This is a genomic window from Arthrobacter sp. DMZ02-1R (assembly GCF_057747935.1).
In genome coordinates, this window is the sequence record NZ_CM173230.1 from 621,865 (window position 1) to 637,643 (window position 15,779).

At 63.4% G+C, this 15,779-nt stretch carries 13 protein-coding genes; 5 read left to right on the forward strand and 8 right to left on the reverse strand.

Going from position 1 to position 15,779, the window contains the following annotated elements; genetic code table 11:
• The first annotated feature begins 119 nt into the window (after window positions 1-119).
• The gene (locus AC3ANQ_RS02920; RefSeq protein ID WP_488303734.1) at window positions 120-869 is read left to right on the forward strand and encodes an HpcH/HpaI aldolase family protein; all 750 of its coding nucleotides are present in this window, start codon (window positions 120-122) and stop codon (window positions 867-869) included.
• 144 nt (window positions 870-1,013) lie between these two features.
• Here AC3ANQ_RS02920 and AC3ANQ_RS02925 read toward each other — a convergent pair whose 3' ends face one another.
• A complete protein-coding gene (locus AC3ANQ_RS02925) occupies window positions 1,014-1,487 on the reverse strand; it encodes a sensor histidine kinase (protein ID WP_488303735.1) in 474 nt (157 codons plus the stop codon).
• Window positions 1,488-1,639: 152 nt separating this feature from the next.
• Window positions 1,640-2,476: an alpha/beta fold hydrolase gene (locus AC3ANQ_RS02930; RefSeq protein WP_488303736.1), complete on the reverse strand. Its 837-nt coding sequence runs from the start codon at window positions 2,474-2,476 to the stop codon at window positions 1,640-1,642.
• 164 nt (window positions 2,477-2,640) lie between these two features.
• On the opposite strand from AC3ANQ_RS02930, the gene AC3ANQ_RS02935 reads away from it, so the two are divergent.
• From AC3ANQ_RS02935 to AC3ANQ_RS02950, 4 genes are all read left to right on the forward strand, one after another.
• Window positions 2,641-4,374: an ABC transporter ATP-binding protein gene (locus tag AC3ANQ_RS02935; RefSeq protein WP_488303737.1), complete on the forward strand. Its 1,734-nt coding sequence runs from the start codon at window positions 2,641-2,643 to the stop codon at window positions 4,372-4,374.
• Window positions 4,371-6,341, forward strand: a complete 1,971-nt coding sequence (locus tag AC3ANQ_RS02940) for an ABC transporter ATP-binding protein (protein WP_488303738.1) — start codon at window positions 4,371-4,373, stop codon at window positions 6,339-6,341. The genes AC3ANQ_RS02935 and AC3ANQ_RS02940 overlap by 4 nt, the downstream gene beginning before the upstream one ends.
• A gap of 195 nt (window positions 6,342-6,536) precedes the next feature.
• The gene (locus AC3ANQ_RS02945; RefSeq protein WP_488303739.1) at window positions 6,537-6,839 is read left to right on the forward strand and encodes a hypothetical protein; all 303 of its coding nucleotides are present in this window, start codon (window positions 6,537-6,539) and stop codon (window positions 6,837-6,839) included.
• Window positions 6,840-7,142: 303 nt separating this feature from the next.
• Window positions 7,143-8,816 carry a M1 family metallopeptidase gene (locus tag AC3ANQ_RS02950; protein WP_488303740.1) on the forward strand — a complete coding sequence of 558 codons (1,674 nt, stop codon included), beginning with the start codon at window positions 7,143-7,145 and terminating at the stop codon, window positions 8,814-8,816.
• A gap of 80 nt (window positions 8,817-8,896) precedes the next feature.
• Here AC3ANQ_RS02950 and AC3ANQ_RS02955 read toward each other — a convergent pair whose 3' ends face one another.
• From AC3ANQ_RS02955 to AC3ANQ_RS02980, 6 genes are all read right to left on the reverse strand, one after another.
• Entirely contained in the window at window positions 8,897-9,109 is a 213-nt protein-coding gene (locus tag AC3ANQ_RS02955) for a hypothetical protein (RefSeq protein ID WP_184741564.1), read from the reverse strand.
• A gap of 327 nt (window positions 9,110-9,436) precedes the next feature.
• The gene (locus AC3ANQ_RS02960) at window positions 9,437-10,402 is read right to left on the reverse strand and encodes a glycoside hydrolase family 130 protein (RefSeq protein ID WP_488303741.1); all 966 of its coding nucleotides are present in this window, start codon (window positions 10,400-10,402) and stop codon (window positions 9,437-9,439) included.
• A 154-nt stretch (window positions 10,403-10,556) separates the two neighbouring features.
• Entirely contained in the window at window positions 10,557-12,665 is a 2,109-nt protein-coding gene (locus tag AC3ANQ_RS02965) for a hypothetical protein (RefSeq protein WP_488303742.1), read from the reverse strand.
• Window positions 12,666-12,740: 75 nt separating this feature from the next.
• Window positions 12,741-13,823, reverse strand: coding sequence for a glycoside hydrolase family 130 protein (locus AC3ANQ_RS02970; protein WP_488303743.1), 1,083 nt, complete (start codon window positions 13,821-13,823; stop codon window positions 12,741-12,743).
• Between the two features lie 5 nt (window positions 13,824-13,828).
• Window positions 13,829-14,584 (reverse strand): carbohydrate ABC transporter permease, encoded by a 756-nt coding sequence (locus AC3ANQ_RS02975; protein WP_488305243.1) that lies wholly within the window; start codon window positions 14,582-14,584, stop codon window positions 13,829-13,831.
• A 220-nt stretch (window positions 14,585-14,804) separates the two neighbouring features.
• Window positions 14,805-15,770 (reverse strand): carbohydrate ABC transporter permease, encoded by a 966-nt coding sequence (locus tag AC3ANQ_RS02980; protein ID WP_488303744.1) that lies wholly within the window; start codon window positions 15,768-15,770, stop codon window positions 14,805-14,807.
• Between the last annotated feature and the right edge of the window lie 9 nt (window positions 15,771-15,779).

Sequence of the window (15,779 nt, forward strand, 5' to 3'; positions counted from 1 at the left end):
TCGGCCGCCAGTCAGAAGGGCAGTCTGCCCACGGCTCCTGTTGCGCTCCTGCCGTAGATTTGCCTTGGTCGACCCCGACCCTTGAACTGCCCTCCCCCCGAATCTGACCAGGAGAATCCATGACGCCAGCCCCTACGCACAGCCAACGGCAAACCCGCCTTGGCGCTTGGGTCACTTTTCTGGACCCGCATGGCATAGAGGCCTTGTCCGGCAGCGGATTCGACTGGATCGGCATCGACCTGCAACATGGCACCGCCACCCTGGACGGACTCCCCGGGTTGCTCCGCGCTTGCGAACTCAACCGAACTCCTGCTTTGGTGCGCACGTCCGGGCACAGCGCGGCGGAGATCGGCCGTGCCCTCGACGCCGGAGCGGCCGGCGTCGTGGTCCCCATGGTCGAGTCCGCGGCCCAAGCCGCGGCGATCGCCGCCGCCTGCACTTTTCCGCCGGAGGGTGTCCGCAGTTCCGGGGCTTCACGATCCGCTTTCGCCACATCTTTGCTGCTGCAGCCCGAGGGGAAAGTCCTGTGCTTGGCCATGATTGAGAGCTCCGCGGGGCTGGCCAACGCTGAGGAGATCGCCGAAACCGACGGCATCGACGGGATCTTCCTGGGGCCTTACGATTTGGCCCTTTCCCTCGGCGCCAGTGGCGTTACGGATCCGAGGACCCTCCACGCGATCGGACAGGTTATGGCGGTGGCCCGAAATCATGGGAAGCTGACGGGCGCGTTCAGTGGCTCAGCCGAGTTGAGCGGTGCGCTGCGCGACGCCGATCTGCTGGCTGTCGACTCGGACCTCGCCTTCCTGAGGTCCGGCGCCGAAGCTAAGCTGGCGGCCACCCGTGCGGCACTTTCGGCCGCACGCGGCTAGGCTCACGACGGGACTCGGCCACCGAAATACGCTTTTGGCGCCGCGCCCCGTGTGCCGGCCCGGAATTCCGGCGCGCTTACACCGGAGCCAGCGAGAAGTTGCACGGCGGGTGCCGCCCGCCGTCGTCGGGCACTGGACCTAACGTCAGTCGAGCGGCAGCGTGACCGTAACGCAAGTACCGTTGCCTGGCTTGGAGGCGATGGAGACCTCGCCGCCCACTTCATTGACGGCGATGGACATGAGGCGGAGTCCGAATCCGTGGTTCCCGCTGCCGGCCGTGGCCTGGCCATCGAAGCCGGCGCCGTTGTCCGTGACGGTCAGCCGGATCCCGTGATAGACGGCGGCAAGCCGGACGGTGACGTCGTGGGCGTGCGCGTACTTGTACGCGTTGCTGAGGACTTCCTTGGCTGCATGGTAGAGGAGGGACGCAGAGCCGGACGAGATTTCAATCCCATGGTGCGGCGTCTCCCAGTGGACCTCGGTCCCTTGGCGGCGGAGCGGTGCGGCCAAGCGGTCGATGCAGCCAGCGAGCCCCAAGGCGTGGAAGTCAACGGGTTGCTGATCGGTGATAACGCCGTTGATCGCGGTAACCCCGTCCAGAGCTGTTGCTGCCTTCATGACCGGTCCTGCTTCCCCTTGCAGCCTTGGTGCTTTCGCCGGCGAATGGATTCCGCCTCTGCTTGGGTTAAGAGTGGACCCTAGGGCATAAGGTTCCCGCGATATTTGCTTAGTTTCGTCCTAATTTTTTGTTAGGAATCTTCCTCCGGGCGCTACTTCGCGAGGAAGCCCAGCAGAGCTTGGTTGATTTCGGCGCCATGCGTCCACAGGAAGCCGTGCGGGGCGCCGTCGATCTCCACATACTCGGCGCTGGGGAGCGCTTCGGCGAACCTCCGGCCAGTGAAGTCGATAGGCAGGATGTTGTCCGCGGTGCCGTGCACGATCAAGGCGGGCACATCGATCTTGGGGATGTCGGCACGGAAGTCCGTGAGCCACGTGGGCTGTGCGGCCACTGAGGCGTAGGCGCCTGAATGGGCTGCCAGGTTCCAGCTGGCGGTGACTGCTTCGTGGCTCAGGCGGTGCGTTCCGAGGAAATTGGGAGCGTTGTAGAAGTTGTTGAAGAATTCGGTGAAGAAAGCGTAGCGGTCGGCAATAACGGCTTCGGAAAGTCCGTCGAACACGGACTGCGGGACGCCTCCGGTGTTGTCCTCGGTCTGCAGGAGGAACGGTTCCAAGGATGCAAGGAACACGGCCTTCGCCACTCGCGCCGAGCCGTAGGTGCTGATGTAGCGGGCCACTTCGCCGGTGCCCATCGAGAAACCCACCAGCACGGCGTCGTTCACGTCGATGGTGTTCAGCAGAGTGTTGAGGTCCGCGGCGAAGGTGTCGTAGTCGTACCCGACGGTCGGCTTGCTGGACTTGCCGAAGCCGCGGCGGTCGTAGGTGATGACGCGGTAACCGGCGTTGAGCAGTGCGGCGGTCTGCTTCTCCCATGACGAACCATCCAAGGGGTAGCCGTGGATCAGGACCACTGCCTGGCCGGTCCCATGGTCCTCGTAGTAAATCTCGATCTCGGTGCTGTTTTCATTTCCGACGGTGATGTAAGCCATGACTACGGTCCTTTCGTAGCGGATCTTGCCGAGCGTTTCCAGCCTACTGTCCGGGTACGATGGCGGCACGCCTCCAGCCCCGCTTCGCCCTGAGGAAAAGCTCTAGTTGCCCCCAGCAACCAGTCGTAGACTGGCTTCGAATCACTACGTGAGTTGGAGACCGGATGCTCTGGAAACTTCTTGTTCAGTACCTGCGGCCACATCGGCGGCTGCTGATCGCCGTCGTCGTTTTCCAGTTGGCGCAGTCAATAGCGTCGCTGTACCTGCCCACGATGAATGCGGACATTATTGACGAAGGCGTAGCCAAGGGGGATACCGGGTACATCCTTGGAACCGGCACCCTCATGCTGCTCATCACCCTCCTGCAAATCGCCTGTTCGGTGACGGCTGTGTACTTCGGGGCGAAAGCGGCCATGGGGTTGGGGCGGGACCTGCGCGGCGCCATTTTCACCAGGGTGGGGGAGTTCTCCGAGCAGGAGGTCACCCGCTTCGGTGCGCCGTCCCTGATCACCCGCTCCACCAACGACGTGCAGCAGGTCCAACAGCTCGTCCTGATGACCTGCACACTCATGGTCGCGGCGCCCATACTCAGCATCGGCGGCGTGATCATGGCCGTCCGGCAGGATGCCCAGTTGTCTTGGTTGATCGCGGTGAGTGTCCCCGTGTTGCTTGTTGCCGTCGGACTCATTGTGACCCGGATGGTTCCCCTGTTCCGCAAGATGCAGGTCCGGATCGACACCGTGAACAGGGTGCTCCGAGAACAGTTGGCTGGCATCCGCGTGGTGCGCGCGTTCGTGCGTGAGGACATGGAGACGGAACGCTTCGCCGCGGCCAACCAGGACGTCACGGAGATGGCGCTGCGCGCCGGGCGGCTCATGGCCCTCATGTTCCCGGTAGTGATGCTGGTGCTCAACGTCTCCAGCGTGGCCGTGATCTGGTTCGGCTCCTTCCGGATCGACGACGGTTCCATGCAGGTAGGCACACTGATCGCTTTCCTGAGCTACCTCATGCAAATCCTGATGTCCGTCATGATGGCCACATTCATGGCCGTGATGATCCCGCGTGCGGCCGTTTCGGCTGACCGCATCGGACAGGTGCTGGAGACCGAATCCAGCGTGCGGCCTCCCAAGAACCCGGTCTCGGAGACCGCCGGGCGCGGCGAGCTGGAGTTGCTCGACGTCGGATTCGCTTACCCGGGTGCCGAGCAGCCGGTCCTCAACGGGATCAGCTTCCAGGCCCGTGCGGGCCAGACGACGGCGATCATCGGCAGCACCGGCGCCGGTAAGACCACCCTGGTGAACCTGTTGCCCAGGCTCTTCGACGCGAGCAGCGGCTCGGTGAGGATCGACGGCGTCGACGTCCGCGAGCTGCACCCGGACCTCCTGTGGGGGCACATCGGGCTGGTTCCGCAAAAACCCTACCTATTCTCAGGCACAGTGCGGAGCAACCTGCTTTACGGCAAGCCCGACGCCACGGAGGAAGAACTCTGGCGGGCCCTCTCCATTGCCCAAGCGCAGGATTTCGTCGAGGAAATGGAAGGCGGGCTGGATGCTCCGATCTCGCAAGGCGGCACCAACGTTTCCGGTGGCCAGCGCCAGCGCATCGCCATCGCCCGGGCACTCGTGAAACAGCCCGAGCTCTACATCTTCGACGACTCCTTCTCCTCCCTGGACACCGCCACCGACGCCAGGCTGCGCCAAGCCCTCAAACGCCACACGTCCGGCGCCACCATGGTCATCATTGCGCAGCGGGTGTCCAGCATCGCGGACGCCGAGCAGATTCTAGTGCTCGACGACGGGCGGCTGGTGGGGCGCGGAACCCACGAAGAGTTGCTGGAGACGTCCGAAACGTACCGCGAGATAGTTTCCTCGCAACTGGCAGCGGAGGAGGCGGCATGAGCAGCGCACCCAGCACCGCCAACCGCCCGCCCCGCCCTCCGATGGGTCCCGGCCGTGGCGGACCTTTCGCCGGCATGAACGTCCCGGCCGAGAAGGCCATGAACTTCCTGCCTTCTGCCAAGCGGCTCGTCGGCACCCTTCGGCCAGAGCGCATGTGGCTGACCCTGGTTCTTGTCCTGGCTGTCGCGAGCGTGACCCTGTCCGTGATCGGCCCGCGGCTGCTCGGACAGGGAACCAACCTGATCTTCGCCGGCGTCGTTTCCAAGCAACTTCCCGCAGGGGTGAGCAAGCAACAGCTCATTGACGGCTTGCGCGCTTCCGGCCAAGGCTCCAAAGCGGACATGTTGAAGGGCATGGACCTGACTCCCGGCGTCGGAATCGACTTCGGGGCGTTGTCTTCGATCCTGATGTGGGTGCTGGTCCTCTATGTCCTCGCCTCAGCGTTCGGCTGGATTCAGGCGTACGTGCTCAACGGCGTCGTGCAGCGCACGGTGTACCGGCTGCGCGAGCAGATCGAAGCGAAAATCAACCGCCTTCCGTTGCTCTACTTCGACTCCGTGCAGCGTGGTGAACTACTCAGCCGTGTGACCAACGATGTCGACAACATCTCGCAAAGCCTCCAGCAGTCCATCAGCCAGGCGGTAACCTCCCTGCTCACCGTGGTGGGCGTCATCTTCATGATGTTCCTGCTTTCGCCGATTCTGGCGTTCATCACCCTGGTCACCGTGCCCCTGACGCTCGTGACCACCATGCTGATCGCCAAGCGCTCGCAGAAGCTGTTCGTTGCCCAGTGGAAGAACACCGGAGAGCTGAACGGGCAGATCGAAGAGACCTACACCGGCCATGCTCTCGTGAAGGTGTTCGGCCGGCAGCGGGAGGTGGAGCAGCGCTTCCGCGAGAAGAACGCGGAGTTGTTCTCGGCCAGTTTCGGAGCCCAGTTCATCAGCGGCCTGATCATGCCGGCACTGACCTTCATCGGCAACCTGGTCTATGTGGGGATCGCCGTGGTGGGTGGCCTGCAGGTGGCCTCCGGCGCCATGCAGCTGGGCGATGTCCAAGCCTTCATCCAGTACTCACGGCAGTTCACCCAGCCGCTGGCGCAGCTTGGTTCAATGGCCAATCTGCTCCAGTCTGGCGTGGCATCTGCCGAACGCGTCTTCGCGCTGCTCGACACCGAAGAGCAGAGCCCCGATCCTGAGCCGTCGGCCGTTCCGGAGGTGACGCGGGGGCGCTTGGTGTTCGAGAACATCTCCTTCTCCTACTCGGCGGACAAGCCGCTGATCCAGGACTTGAGCCTGGTGGCCGAGCCCGGGCAGTCCGTGGCGATCGTCGGGCCCACCGGGGCGGGCAAAACCACCCTCGTGAACCTGATGATGCGCTTCTACGAGCTCGACGCGGGGCGGATAACGCTCGACGGCGTGGACGTCGCCTCGATGTCGCGGTACGAGCTGCGCTCGCGGATGGGTATGGTCCTGCAGGACACGTGGCTGTTCGGCGGCACCATCCGGGACAACATCGCTTACGGCCGGCCGGACGCCACCGAAGCGGACATTCTGGAATCAGCACAAGCGACGTACGTGGACCGCTTCGTGCACTCGCTCCCGGAAGGGTATGACACAGTGCTCGACGACGAAGGAAGCAACGTTTCTGCAGGTGAGAAGCAGCTGCTCACCATTGCCCGGGCGTTCTTGGCGCGTCCGTCAGTCTTGATCCTGGACGAGGCCACGAGCTCTGTGGATACCCGGACCGAGGTCCTGGTGCAGAAGGCCATGAGCGCCCTGCGTTCGGACCGGACGAGCTTTGTCATCGCGCACCGCCTCTCCACGATCCGCGACGCCGACCTCATCCTGGTGATGGAGGCCGGGCAGATCGTGGAGCAAGGAACACATGCGGAACTGTTGGCTGCCGGTGGCGCGTACTCGCGGCTGTACGAGGCCCAGTTCGCGGCGCCGGTGGCGGAGGTCTGACAGGGCCGCGTCTGCGCGTCACGTAGCTATGTCACGCCGAGCAACTTTTTGGCGTCTTGGGTCAGGGAGAAGCCTGGGAATCCGGGGTCTTGGTGCTAGCCGGCCGCCAAAAATGTGCCAGGCGTGACGCTTGGTTGTCCACATAGGGTGTCCCGGGGGTGACCCAGACGCGCCCCGGCCCGGCACGATGGCTAGATGGATGTTGAAAAGGCGCTTGACCTCTGTGGGGGTGTGGCACGAAGGCCGGTGCTGGCGCGTCTTGGCATCACCGACGGCCAGCTGAGGAGGGCGGTTCGAAGCGGTGTGGGACAACCGGCGCGGGGCCATGCGGATTGGCGGCAGGTAAAGAAAGACCATCGCCGTAACAACTCGTCTGTGGTTCAGGGCAATACCGTGCTCCGTTACTACTACTCGGACGTGGTCTATGACGCAGAAACCATGGTTGCGGAGGTTCTTGCGGTGCTTGGGCACGGGAAAATTGCCCGTCCGGCAGCGTAGCTTTGTCACGCCACGCAACTTTTTGAGGCTGTGGGTCAGGGAGAAGCCCGGAAATCCGGGAGTTTGGATGCCAGCCGCGGCCAAAAACCTGCCTCGTGTGACACTCGCTGTTACACCCATCGCTGACGAAGCCTGGAACGTGCGTGCGTCGGTACGTCATGTTGTCGAGAACCTTCTTCACGAGTGCAACTGCCGTGGCCTTGCTCGCCTATTGCCGCGGGCAGCCAAACGCAGGACGATGAGCGCATCGAGCCGGCCCCCGAAGAACTTGATGCGGCGGCTCCAGAGTTCGGGCGGAGGCCGATGCAGCGCAGAAAGTGGAACGGCCGCCGTCGAGCAGTAATGGCCGCAGTGCTTGCGCTGGCCGCCTCGCTCGTGTCTTGCACGCAGGGGAACGGCCTCACGCCCGGGCAACGCGTCGCGGGTCTCGGGGACTCGTACTACCCCGATCTTGGCAACCCTGGCTATTCGACGGACCACTACACCCTTGACCTCAACATCGATCCCGTGCAGGGCTCGGTGGCCGGAACAGCCACCATCGCGGCCCATGCGACAGCGGACCTGGATCGGCTGTCCTTCGACCTCGTCGGACTCGACGTTCAGAGCGTGACAGTAGACGGCAACGCCGCCAACTCAACCCGCGCGGGCGACAAACTCGTAGTCGTGCCGGCTACCAAGCTGCTAACGGGAACCCGCTTCTCGGTGTCGGTGACCTATCGCGGCACGCCGAAGCCCATCGATGATCCGAGTGGAAGCCGAACGGGTGCCGCCCAAGTCGGTTGGCACCACGACGGCGAGGAAGTGTACGTCGCGAGCGAAGTCGCCGGTGCCAGGACTTGGTACCCGGTCAACGACACTCCTCGCGACAAAGCCGCCTACACGTTCAGGCTGACCGTCCCGGCCGGGTACACCGCCGTCGCGAACGGAACGCCCATGGGGGAGGCGCCGCAAGGCTCGACGACCACCTTCTCATGGGAGGAGACGGCGCCGATGGCTAGCTACTTGGCGACCATCGACGTCGGGCACTTCACGAGGATCACCGAAACCGGGCCTCACGGTCTGCCGATACTGATCTACGCGCCGACAAGTCTCGCGGCAAGGGCCGAAAGGGCTTTCTCGCAGCTGCCGGACATGATCTCCTATTTCGAAGGCATTCTGGGACCTTACCCCTTCGACTCGGCAGGTGCTGTTGTGGTGACGCCGGACTTCCGTTGGTCGCTCGAGACGCAAACCCGGCCGGTTTACGGCAGCGCGATACTCAATTTGAACGCTGATACCGCCATGGAGGGCATCTCCCACGAGTTGTCCCACCAGTGGTTCGGCGACTCGGTCACGCCAAACGCGTGGAGCGACATCTGGCTCAACGAAGGCTTCGCGACCTACATGAGCTGGCTGTGGCTCGAGCACTCCGGAGACAAGGAGTTCCTCGGGGGACTCATGGCCAGCCAGTATGCGTATGAGACGAATGCCCCTGACTTCGCCACGCTCCTCCAGCACAACGATCTGCCACCTGAGCAGATCCTGCCGATCCTGCGCCGGCTTTTCAAGCCCGAAGGCGGCCCCGTCTCCGACGAGCAGATCCTCAGCGCGATGGGGCTCCATTCGGCGAGCGACCTCACGGCATCCAAGGCGCTCGGCCTCCTGGGAGTCAAGCAAGGCTCACCGGACGCCGACGCTTATCTTGAGGCCGCGCGATCTTCTGCACCCGTCTCGCCGCCGCCGTCGGACCTGTTCTCCTCGGGGGTTTACAACCGCGGGGCCATGGCCCTCCAAGCGCTGCGAATCCGGGTGGGCGACCCTGTGTTCTTCCAGATCCTGGCCACCTACGTGGCTGGCCATCGCTTCGGCAATGCGACCACGGCTGATTTCGTGCACACAGCAGAATCCGTGAGCCACGAAGATTTGGGACCCCTCTTCCAGACGTGGCTCTACGCCCCGGCAGCGCCGCCGATGCCTCAGCTGCTCCCGTCCCAGTGAACCTGCGGACAGCGCCGGACACGACGACGGCGGGAGGGGCCTCCCGCCGTCGTCGTCGCGTTGCGTCCGAAAGGGTGTTGTTACAGGGAGTGCGCGTCGAAGGCAGTGGCCTTGGCTGCGCTGCCGTTCAGGCTGACCGTGAAGGTGTTCGGCCCGCTGCAGGTAACCGCGATGCTTGCCTTGGAAGTGTTGTGGCGCACCGAGAAATCGTGCACAAGGGCGTCCAGCGTGTGGTGGGTGGTCGAACGGTCCCAAATTTTGAGGGTTACGGAGTCGGCAGTTTCAAACGTCATTGTTCAGTGCTTCCATTCATGAATCCGGATATTCGGCTATCGCGCCAGTGCGAAGCCGCGGTAAGACTATCCATGAACGCCTGAGACTCTAAGCGGGCTCTACAAGCTCACCGGTTTGGCCTCATTGCGTCAACCAGGATGGGCAAAAACTTGGCCGGGACATTGCGTCCTGGCCCTGCCTTTCCATAGTGCACAGTGAGGCGTAGACGGCTCAAGCCAAGAAGGCGTTTGTTGCTAGTGAGTCTCATCACAGCTGGGTGGGCTAGTTCGACGCCAGCCACAAAGTGCCGATGTCCGAGCCTACGATCGCGCCGACGACTGGGAGTGTCACTTGCTTTGGTCTGCGCGGTAGAAGTACATTTCGCGGGACCCGGAGGGTGCATCCCAGCCTTGTGCGAACATCCAGGTTCCGCCGAATCTAAGCAGGCCTCCCCATGCCAGCGACCCTCCTCTGTGCACCGCTTTCTGGGTGAAGGGTTGGTTCACGTCATACAGCCCCTGCGCCGCGGAGAACTGGCCGTCTGCATCCCCGTAGAAGAAGTCCAGTACCAGCTCGCCGCCGCCGTCCGCGTCGCCAGCGCCAGCGTCGCCGTCGTCGTCGACAATGGCGCAGGCAACTTCGTGCAGTGAGTCGCCCAGCGGCCCGAGGTCCAGGTAGTCCTGCGGCTCAAACGTCCAGTTCGCCATGTCGGTGGACCGTCCAACATGGGTGGTACCGCCGCAGCCCTCGGACAGATACATCAGGTAGTGGCCGCCAATCTTGACGGCTTCGCCGCGGGCGTTCCGGGGGATGACGGCTCCCTTGGCCCAAAATTTCGAAACCTCGTGGGGGACTGCCAAACCGAGTTTTTCCCAGTGGATCAGGTCATCGGACACTGCGACATTGATGTCGCAGCCAACATCGCCGAGTGGATAGACATCGGGATCCTGTCCTGATTGATCCTCGCTGCGATCAATAGTCCAGATCCCGTTGTAGAACATGTAGTAGCGGCCGTTGGCCTGGTACACCTTGGGATCTTCGCAGCCGAGGATCTCATTGTCCTGTGTGGGGTAGATCGCCGGATTGGAGGGGCTGTCCTGCCAGCCCGTTTCGGGATCGTAGACGGCAACACCGATCCGGCTGGAGACCGACTCCTTGCGCGGAGATGCGCGGTAGAACAGGTAGAGCTTGCCGTCGCGCTCCATGACAGAGGGATTGAAGATTGAATCCGCGGTCCAGCCGATGCCGGTTGGGTCCGCCCAGTCCTCGACTTGCCGGAAGGTCAGGGAATCGTCCTTGCGGAACGGGCCCACAGCCCATTCCGGGTGTTCGGGGTACTCGGCGGAAAACTGGTCGGTGGAAATGGTGTCCGTCAGCGGATTGCTGAGCGTGAGTGCTCCCTCGTAGCTGCGGAGCCGGCTTCTGTGGTGATCTTCTGCATGTGGGTTCTTCCTGTGGTGATAAGTGCTAGTTGCGGACCAAGGTCACCCAGGTGAACCCACCCGGGGCTACAGTGACACGGCCGGAATGATCTGCCCCGTTCTGGTCGGAACTTGGCTTGACGGGCTGGCCGGAAGCATCAAAGGCCTGCTGGGTCAGGTGGAACCCTTGGGGCATGTCCACTTTTCGTTCGATGCTTCCCGGGGCCGCGCTGATGTACAGGGTTGATTGGCCTCCGGAGCCTGAGACGGAAACGGAGGAAATCTGCGGCTGCAGCAGCACTCCATCGATCGCCGCATCGCTTCCGGCCTTGGCCACTACGCTGTCCTGTCCCGCCGGCAGAGGCCGGTCAAGGGAGAACGGGAAGAGTTTGCCAGGAGCTGCCGTGATGCCTTGTTCGCCTGCCCCGCCGTTGGGCGTAGTGCCGAGGAAAGTGCTCCCGGAAGTCCACGACGTCGTTCCGGCGGCTTCGGGGCGCTGGTTCACGATCGGATATACGTTCCGTGCCTGGTCCGAGGCCGGGACCGTGATCTTCAGGGTGCCGCCCGCGTTGAGCGCGACATATGCGCCGCCGGACCAGTTTGCCTCACCGGTCCTTGCGGAGGCGGGTTTGACGACCGCGCCGCTCGTGATGGTTCCGGCTTCGGCCTCGGCCACCTTGAGCCCGTCCGTCCGCACGGTGCTGCTGATCCCCAGGGCCTTCGCTTTGAGCTCCGGATTGGCGTCCAAAGTGAGCATCGAGAGGAGGGTGTGGATGGTGGATTCCGCCCCGGAGTTGGGGTTGACCCGGCCGTCGGTTTCGATGCCGTCGATCGCGGTGCCGGTTGCCGGGTTGTACGCGGGCCTTCCGCTGCGGTTAGCACCGAAGTACCAGCCGGCAGCCACTGCGGCCACGTCGAGCAGACCGGGAGCGTTGGCAGCCTTGGCGGTGGCAACGAGTCCTTCAACCCGCGAGTCCACGCCGTAGGCTATCTGTGCCTCACCTGGGGTGGGGCTCCACGCATTGTCCGGTCCGCCCGCGGCGAGGAGTTGCGGAGTGAACTGGGCGGAGTCCTTCACTGCCGCGGTCAGCAGGTCAGGGCGATGCAGCAACGGAGAAGCGTTGGCGACTGCGGCCGCGGTCATGCCGCCCCAAGCGTGCCACAGGGTTCGGGACTGGTTCCACGGAAGAATCGCGCCGAAGGGCCATTGTTGAACCGACCCTGAGGACATCGCGGCGATTCCCTCGGTGAGCTGGCTCAGCGCGGTAGCGGCAGCACCGTCGTCGGGCGCGGCTTTTGAGTAAGCGGAGAGTCCGAGCACAGCTTCCGCCGAGGCATCCGCCCCTCCGGTGATCAGCCACGCAGGGACTTTGGCGCCGTCAGTGACGTCGTACTTTCCGTATTTGGCGAGGGACTGCTTGTTCAGGGACGCGACGGCGAGGTCCAGCCGGGTCTGCAGGAAGGCAGCAAATTGGGGGTCGGCCGACTTGAACGCCGCGTACCCTTCTCCCAGCGCCCACACGGTCCGGGCCAGCCAGTACGACTCGGCCGAATCGCTGGGGTCGGGCAGTTCCACAGGCTTGGCACTCGGAGTCAGCGTGCCATCGGATTGCTGCCACAGGACCACGTTTCCGGCGTTGGGGCCGGTAGTTGTCTGCAAGTACGTCAGCTCACGCAGCACGTCGAAGGCGCGGGTGCGGCTTGAGGCGTCACCGGTCTGCTGCCAATGGCGCAAGTAGACGACGGCGGTGCGTGCAACGTCGTCCGCGTTGAAGGCCCCCTGGCTCCAGTAACCCGTGGTTGCGTCCTTGGACCCTCCTCCTACCCGGGTATAGCTGCCGTCGGCGTTCTTGCCGGCATACGTCCACGGCGCTTGTGCCGTGGGATGTTCACCGATCTGGTACGTCGTGTGGCCATCCGCGGCGTGGAGTGGAACCGTGTCCAGCAGGAAATTCAGGTGGGACAGATTGGTCAACGGCGCCTGTGTCGCCGGTGCCTGTGACGCCGGTGCCTGTGTCGCCGGTGCCTGCGACGCCGTGGCGGGGGCCGGCACCATCGCTGAGGCCACACCTGCCCCGGTCAGGAGCATCGACAGCGTTGCAACGACTGCGACCGGGGCGGATTTCAGTCGTGCATGAACAGTAAAACGGGTCATGTCTAACTCCTATGGCTATGGAAAGAGAGGCTGGACTGCTGAGGCGCGGTGCTGCCTTGAGGCGCGGTGTTGCCTTTAGGCGCGGTCCAGCCGTGCCACGCCGATCTTCGAGTCGGCCATGCCATAGAAGACGAACAGCTGATCACCGATCTTCTCTATTGCGGTGGGGAAAACGACGTTGGGGACGATGCCCGAGATCTCGTCTTCTGTTTCCGGTGCCAGCATCGGCTTGTCGCTGCGGGCGATCACGATGGAAGGGTCTTCGCTGTCCAGGATCATCGCAGCGGCCGTGTAGTTGACGTTCTGCTGGTGGTCGAAGGCAGACTTCTCTATTGAACCGGAGACGCCGTGGTAGATCAGGAGCCAGCCCTCGTCGACGCGGATCGGTGCCGGGCCGCCGCCGATCTTGAGTTCTTCGAAGGGGAACTCGCTGAGGGCTACAAGCTTGTGTTTGCGCAGGTGAACGAGGTTGCGGAGGTCCCTCTCGACGTCGGTAACTGCGACGTAGGAAATCCAGATACCCGGACGGTTGTCATCGAGGCCGGCTGGCAGGTGCTCGCCCTCGCCCTCGCGGATCCAGCCGAGGTCCCACATGGGGCGGTGCAGCAAAGCGTAAGAAGGGACGCCGTCGGGATCGTTGACCGGTTCCGGAAAGAACACAGCGTCCTTGTTGGCGAACAAGTTCAAGTCCATGGACAAGTCGGCTTGGTACTCGAAGTGGCAGGGACCCAAGCGGTCCCACGTGCGCAGGTCTTCAGAGTGGGCGAAGGCGAGGCGGGGGCCAAGCGGCCCGTAGGCAACATAGGTCATCAGGTGGCGGCCGAGTGACGGCACCCAAGTGACGCGGGGATCTTCCGTTCCCGCGTTGTTGAGGCCCCGTTCCCACCCTTCGTCAGGTGCCAGGACAACGCCCTGGCGTTCGACGCCGGACGGGACACCGTCGTCGCCGATGATCACCTTGGCGAGTCCAACGCGGGAGACATTGCCCTTCGCCACGAGGCGAGGCAGGAGGTACAGCTCGCCGTCGAGTCCGCGGCCGCTGGCCGGGTTGAGGACGCCTTCGGCTTCAAACTCGTTCCCGTCCTCAGGGGTCATGATGACACCCGCGCGGGTAAGGGTGAACGGGACAGTGGGGAGTGCTGAAGTTGAGGAAGTCATAGAGCTTAGCCCTTTACGCTTGATCCGATATTGGTGGATATGAATTGGCGCTGGAAGAAGATGAACAGCGCGACGGCGGGGGCCGCAAGAACGCAGGCACCGGCAAGGATGGCGCCGAACGGGTTGGATGCCGTGGCGGCAATATTCGAGATGTAGTTCGCCAGGGAGACGGCGAGCGGCTGGATTGCTTGGTCCTTGGTGACGAGGAACGGCCACAGGAACTCGTTCCACGGACCGATGAACGTCAACAAAATGGCTGTGACAATGGCGGGCCGGACCAGGGGGATCGCGATCTGCCAGAGGATCCTCAGCTCGCTGGCTCCGTCGATGCGGGCGGCCTCGAACAGGGTGGAGGGCAACTGCATGAAGTACTGGCGGAAGACGAAGACGGCCGTCGAATTTATCGCGAACGGCAGGATCATGCCGAGGTAGGTGTCCGCGAGCCCGTAGTCCCGCACAATCATCACGTACAGCGGGATGAGCAGCAGCTGGAACGGAATCATTTGGACCAGCAGCATCATGCCGAAGACGAAGCCCTTGCCGCGGAATTGCATCTGCGCGAGCGCGTAGCCCACCAGGAGCCCGAACACCACTGTGAAGAAGATGACGCCGCCGGTGAAGATGCCCGAGTTGACCAGGCCCTTCAGCAGATCGATGGAGTTGTTGATGTTGCTGTAGTTCTCGCCGGTGATGTTCGCCGGGCTAGGGAACGCGCCGGTCACGGAGGTGTCCGGGGAGGTCTGAAGCGAGCCGATGAACATGTAGTAGAACGGGAAGAGGAACACAAAGGCTCCCAGCGCCAGCAGCACGAAGCTACCCACGCCCAGATTCTTCCGTTTCTCGACGGATCCGTCCTTGCGGGAGGCCCCGGATCCGGAACCCTTGGCTCCCGAAGCGGCCGTTTCGGGACCGGTGGCACCTTGCTGGCGGGCGCCGTCGTCGTCGTCGTTCTTGAGAGTTGCCTTATTGAAAATCGACACGTCAGTCCTCCTTCCCGCCCACGAGGCGTTTCTGGATCAAGGCAATGAGCAGGACACCGATCACGAGCACCACGCCCAGCGCGGCGGCCACGTCTGGGTTCCCCTGCAGGATGCCCTTCTGGTACATCAGGAAGACCGGCGATGTGGAGGCTCCGTCCGGGCCGCCTCCGCCTGTCAGCAGATAGGGCTCGGTGAACAGGTTTGCCCCCGTGATGGTGGCGAGCAGGGTCACCAGCACACTGGCCGAGCGCACTCCCGGAACGGTGATGTTCCAGAACTGGACCCATTTGTTCCCGCCGTCCACCGAGGCGGACTCGTACAGCTCGTCCGGGATGTTCTGCAGTGCGGCCAGGTAAAGCAGGATGAAGAATCCCAACTGCTTCCACGTCACGTAAAGGGCCACTGTTGGCATTGCCAGCCAAGAGTTCGTCAACCAGGAGGGGTTCGGGGCCAGCGGCCCGAGAACGGCGTTGACCAGCCCGTTCTGTTGGAACAGGAACAGCCAGACCCCGACGACGGCGACGCTCGCCGTGACGTACGGGACGTAGTAGCTCACCCGGAAGAAGGTCTTGAGCCGCGTCACGTGGTTCAAAGCGTTGGCCAGGACCAGGGACAGTCCCACGGTCAACGGCACGTTGATGATCAGGAATATGCCGATATTGGCGAAGGAACGCTGTACTTCAGGATCGGATAGGACGTTGATGTAGTTGTCCAACCCCACGAAAGGCCGGTCAACCTGGACGCCCGGAGCGGTGAAGAAGAACTGGTGGAAGGAGATGTAGACGGCGTACCCAAGGGGATATGCCAGTACTCCGAGGACGAAGATGACGTAGGGGGCGCTGAACAGCAGTCCTAGCGGCTGGCGGCCCAGGAAGTTCTTGCGTTTCCTGGGCGCCTGCCGCGGGTCCACGGCCCGCCCCGCTGCGTCTCCCGTGATGGGGGCGCCGTCAGCTGAGCGCAGTGACATGGGGATTCG

Bases quoted from the DNA above. Each gene is read 5' to 3' on its own strand.
- AC3ANQ_RS02920 (WP_488303734.1), top strand. From the start codon at position 120: ATGACGCCAGCCCCTACGCACAGCCAACGGCAAACCCGCCTTGGCGCT.
- AC3ANQ_RS02975 (WP_488305243.1), bottom strand. From the start codon at position 14,584: ATGTTCATCGGCTCGCTTCAGACCTCCCCGGACACCTCCGTGACCGGC.
- AC3ANQ_RS02965 (WP_488303742.1), bottom strand. From the start codon at position 12,665: ATGACCCGTTTTACTGTTCATGCACGACTGAAATCCGCCCCGGTCGCA.
- AC3ANQ_RS02980 (WP_488303744.1), bottom strand. From the start codon at position 15,770: ATGTCACTGCGCTCAGCTGACGGCGCCCCCATCACGGGAGACGCAGCG.
- AC3ANQ_RS02935 (WP_488303737.1), top strand. From the start codon at position 2,641: ATGCTCTGGAAACTTCTTGTTCAGTACCTGCGGCCACATCGGCGGCTG.
- AC3ANQ_RS02940 (WP_488303738.1), top strand. From the start codon at position 4,371: ATGAGCAGCGCACCCAGCACCGCCAACCGCCCGCCCCGCCCTCCGATG.
- AC3ANQ_RS02945 (WP_488303739.1), top strand. From the start codon at position 6,537: ATGGATGTTGAAAAGGCGCTTGACCTCTGTGGGGGTGTGGCACGAAGG.
- AC3ANQ_RS02930 (WP_488303736.1), bottom strand. From the start codon at position 2,476: ATGGCTTACATCACCGTCGGAAATGAAAACAGCACCGAGATCGAGATT.
- AC3ANQ_RS02925 (WP_488303735.1), bottom strand. From the start codon at position 1,487: ATGAAGGCAGCAACAGCTCTGGACGGGGTTACCGCGATCAACGGCGTT.
- AC3ANQ_RS02950 (WP_488303740.1), top strand. From the start codon at position 7,143: ATGCAGCGCAGAAAGTGGAACGGCCGCCGTCGAGCAGTAATGGCCGCA.
- AC3ANQ_RS02955 (WP_184741564.1), bottom strand. From the start codon at position 9,109: ATGACGTTTGAAACTGCCGACTCCGTAACCCTCAAAATTTGGGACCGT.
- AC3ANQ_RS02970 (WP_488303743.1), bottom strand. From the start codon at position 13,823: ATGACTTCCTCAACTTCAGCACTCCCCACTGTCCCGTTCACCCTTACC.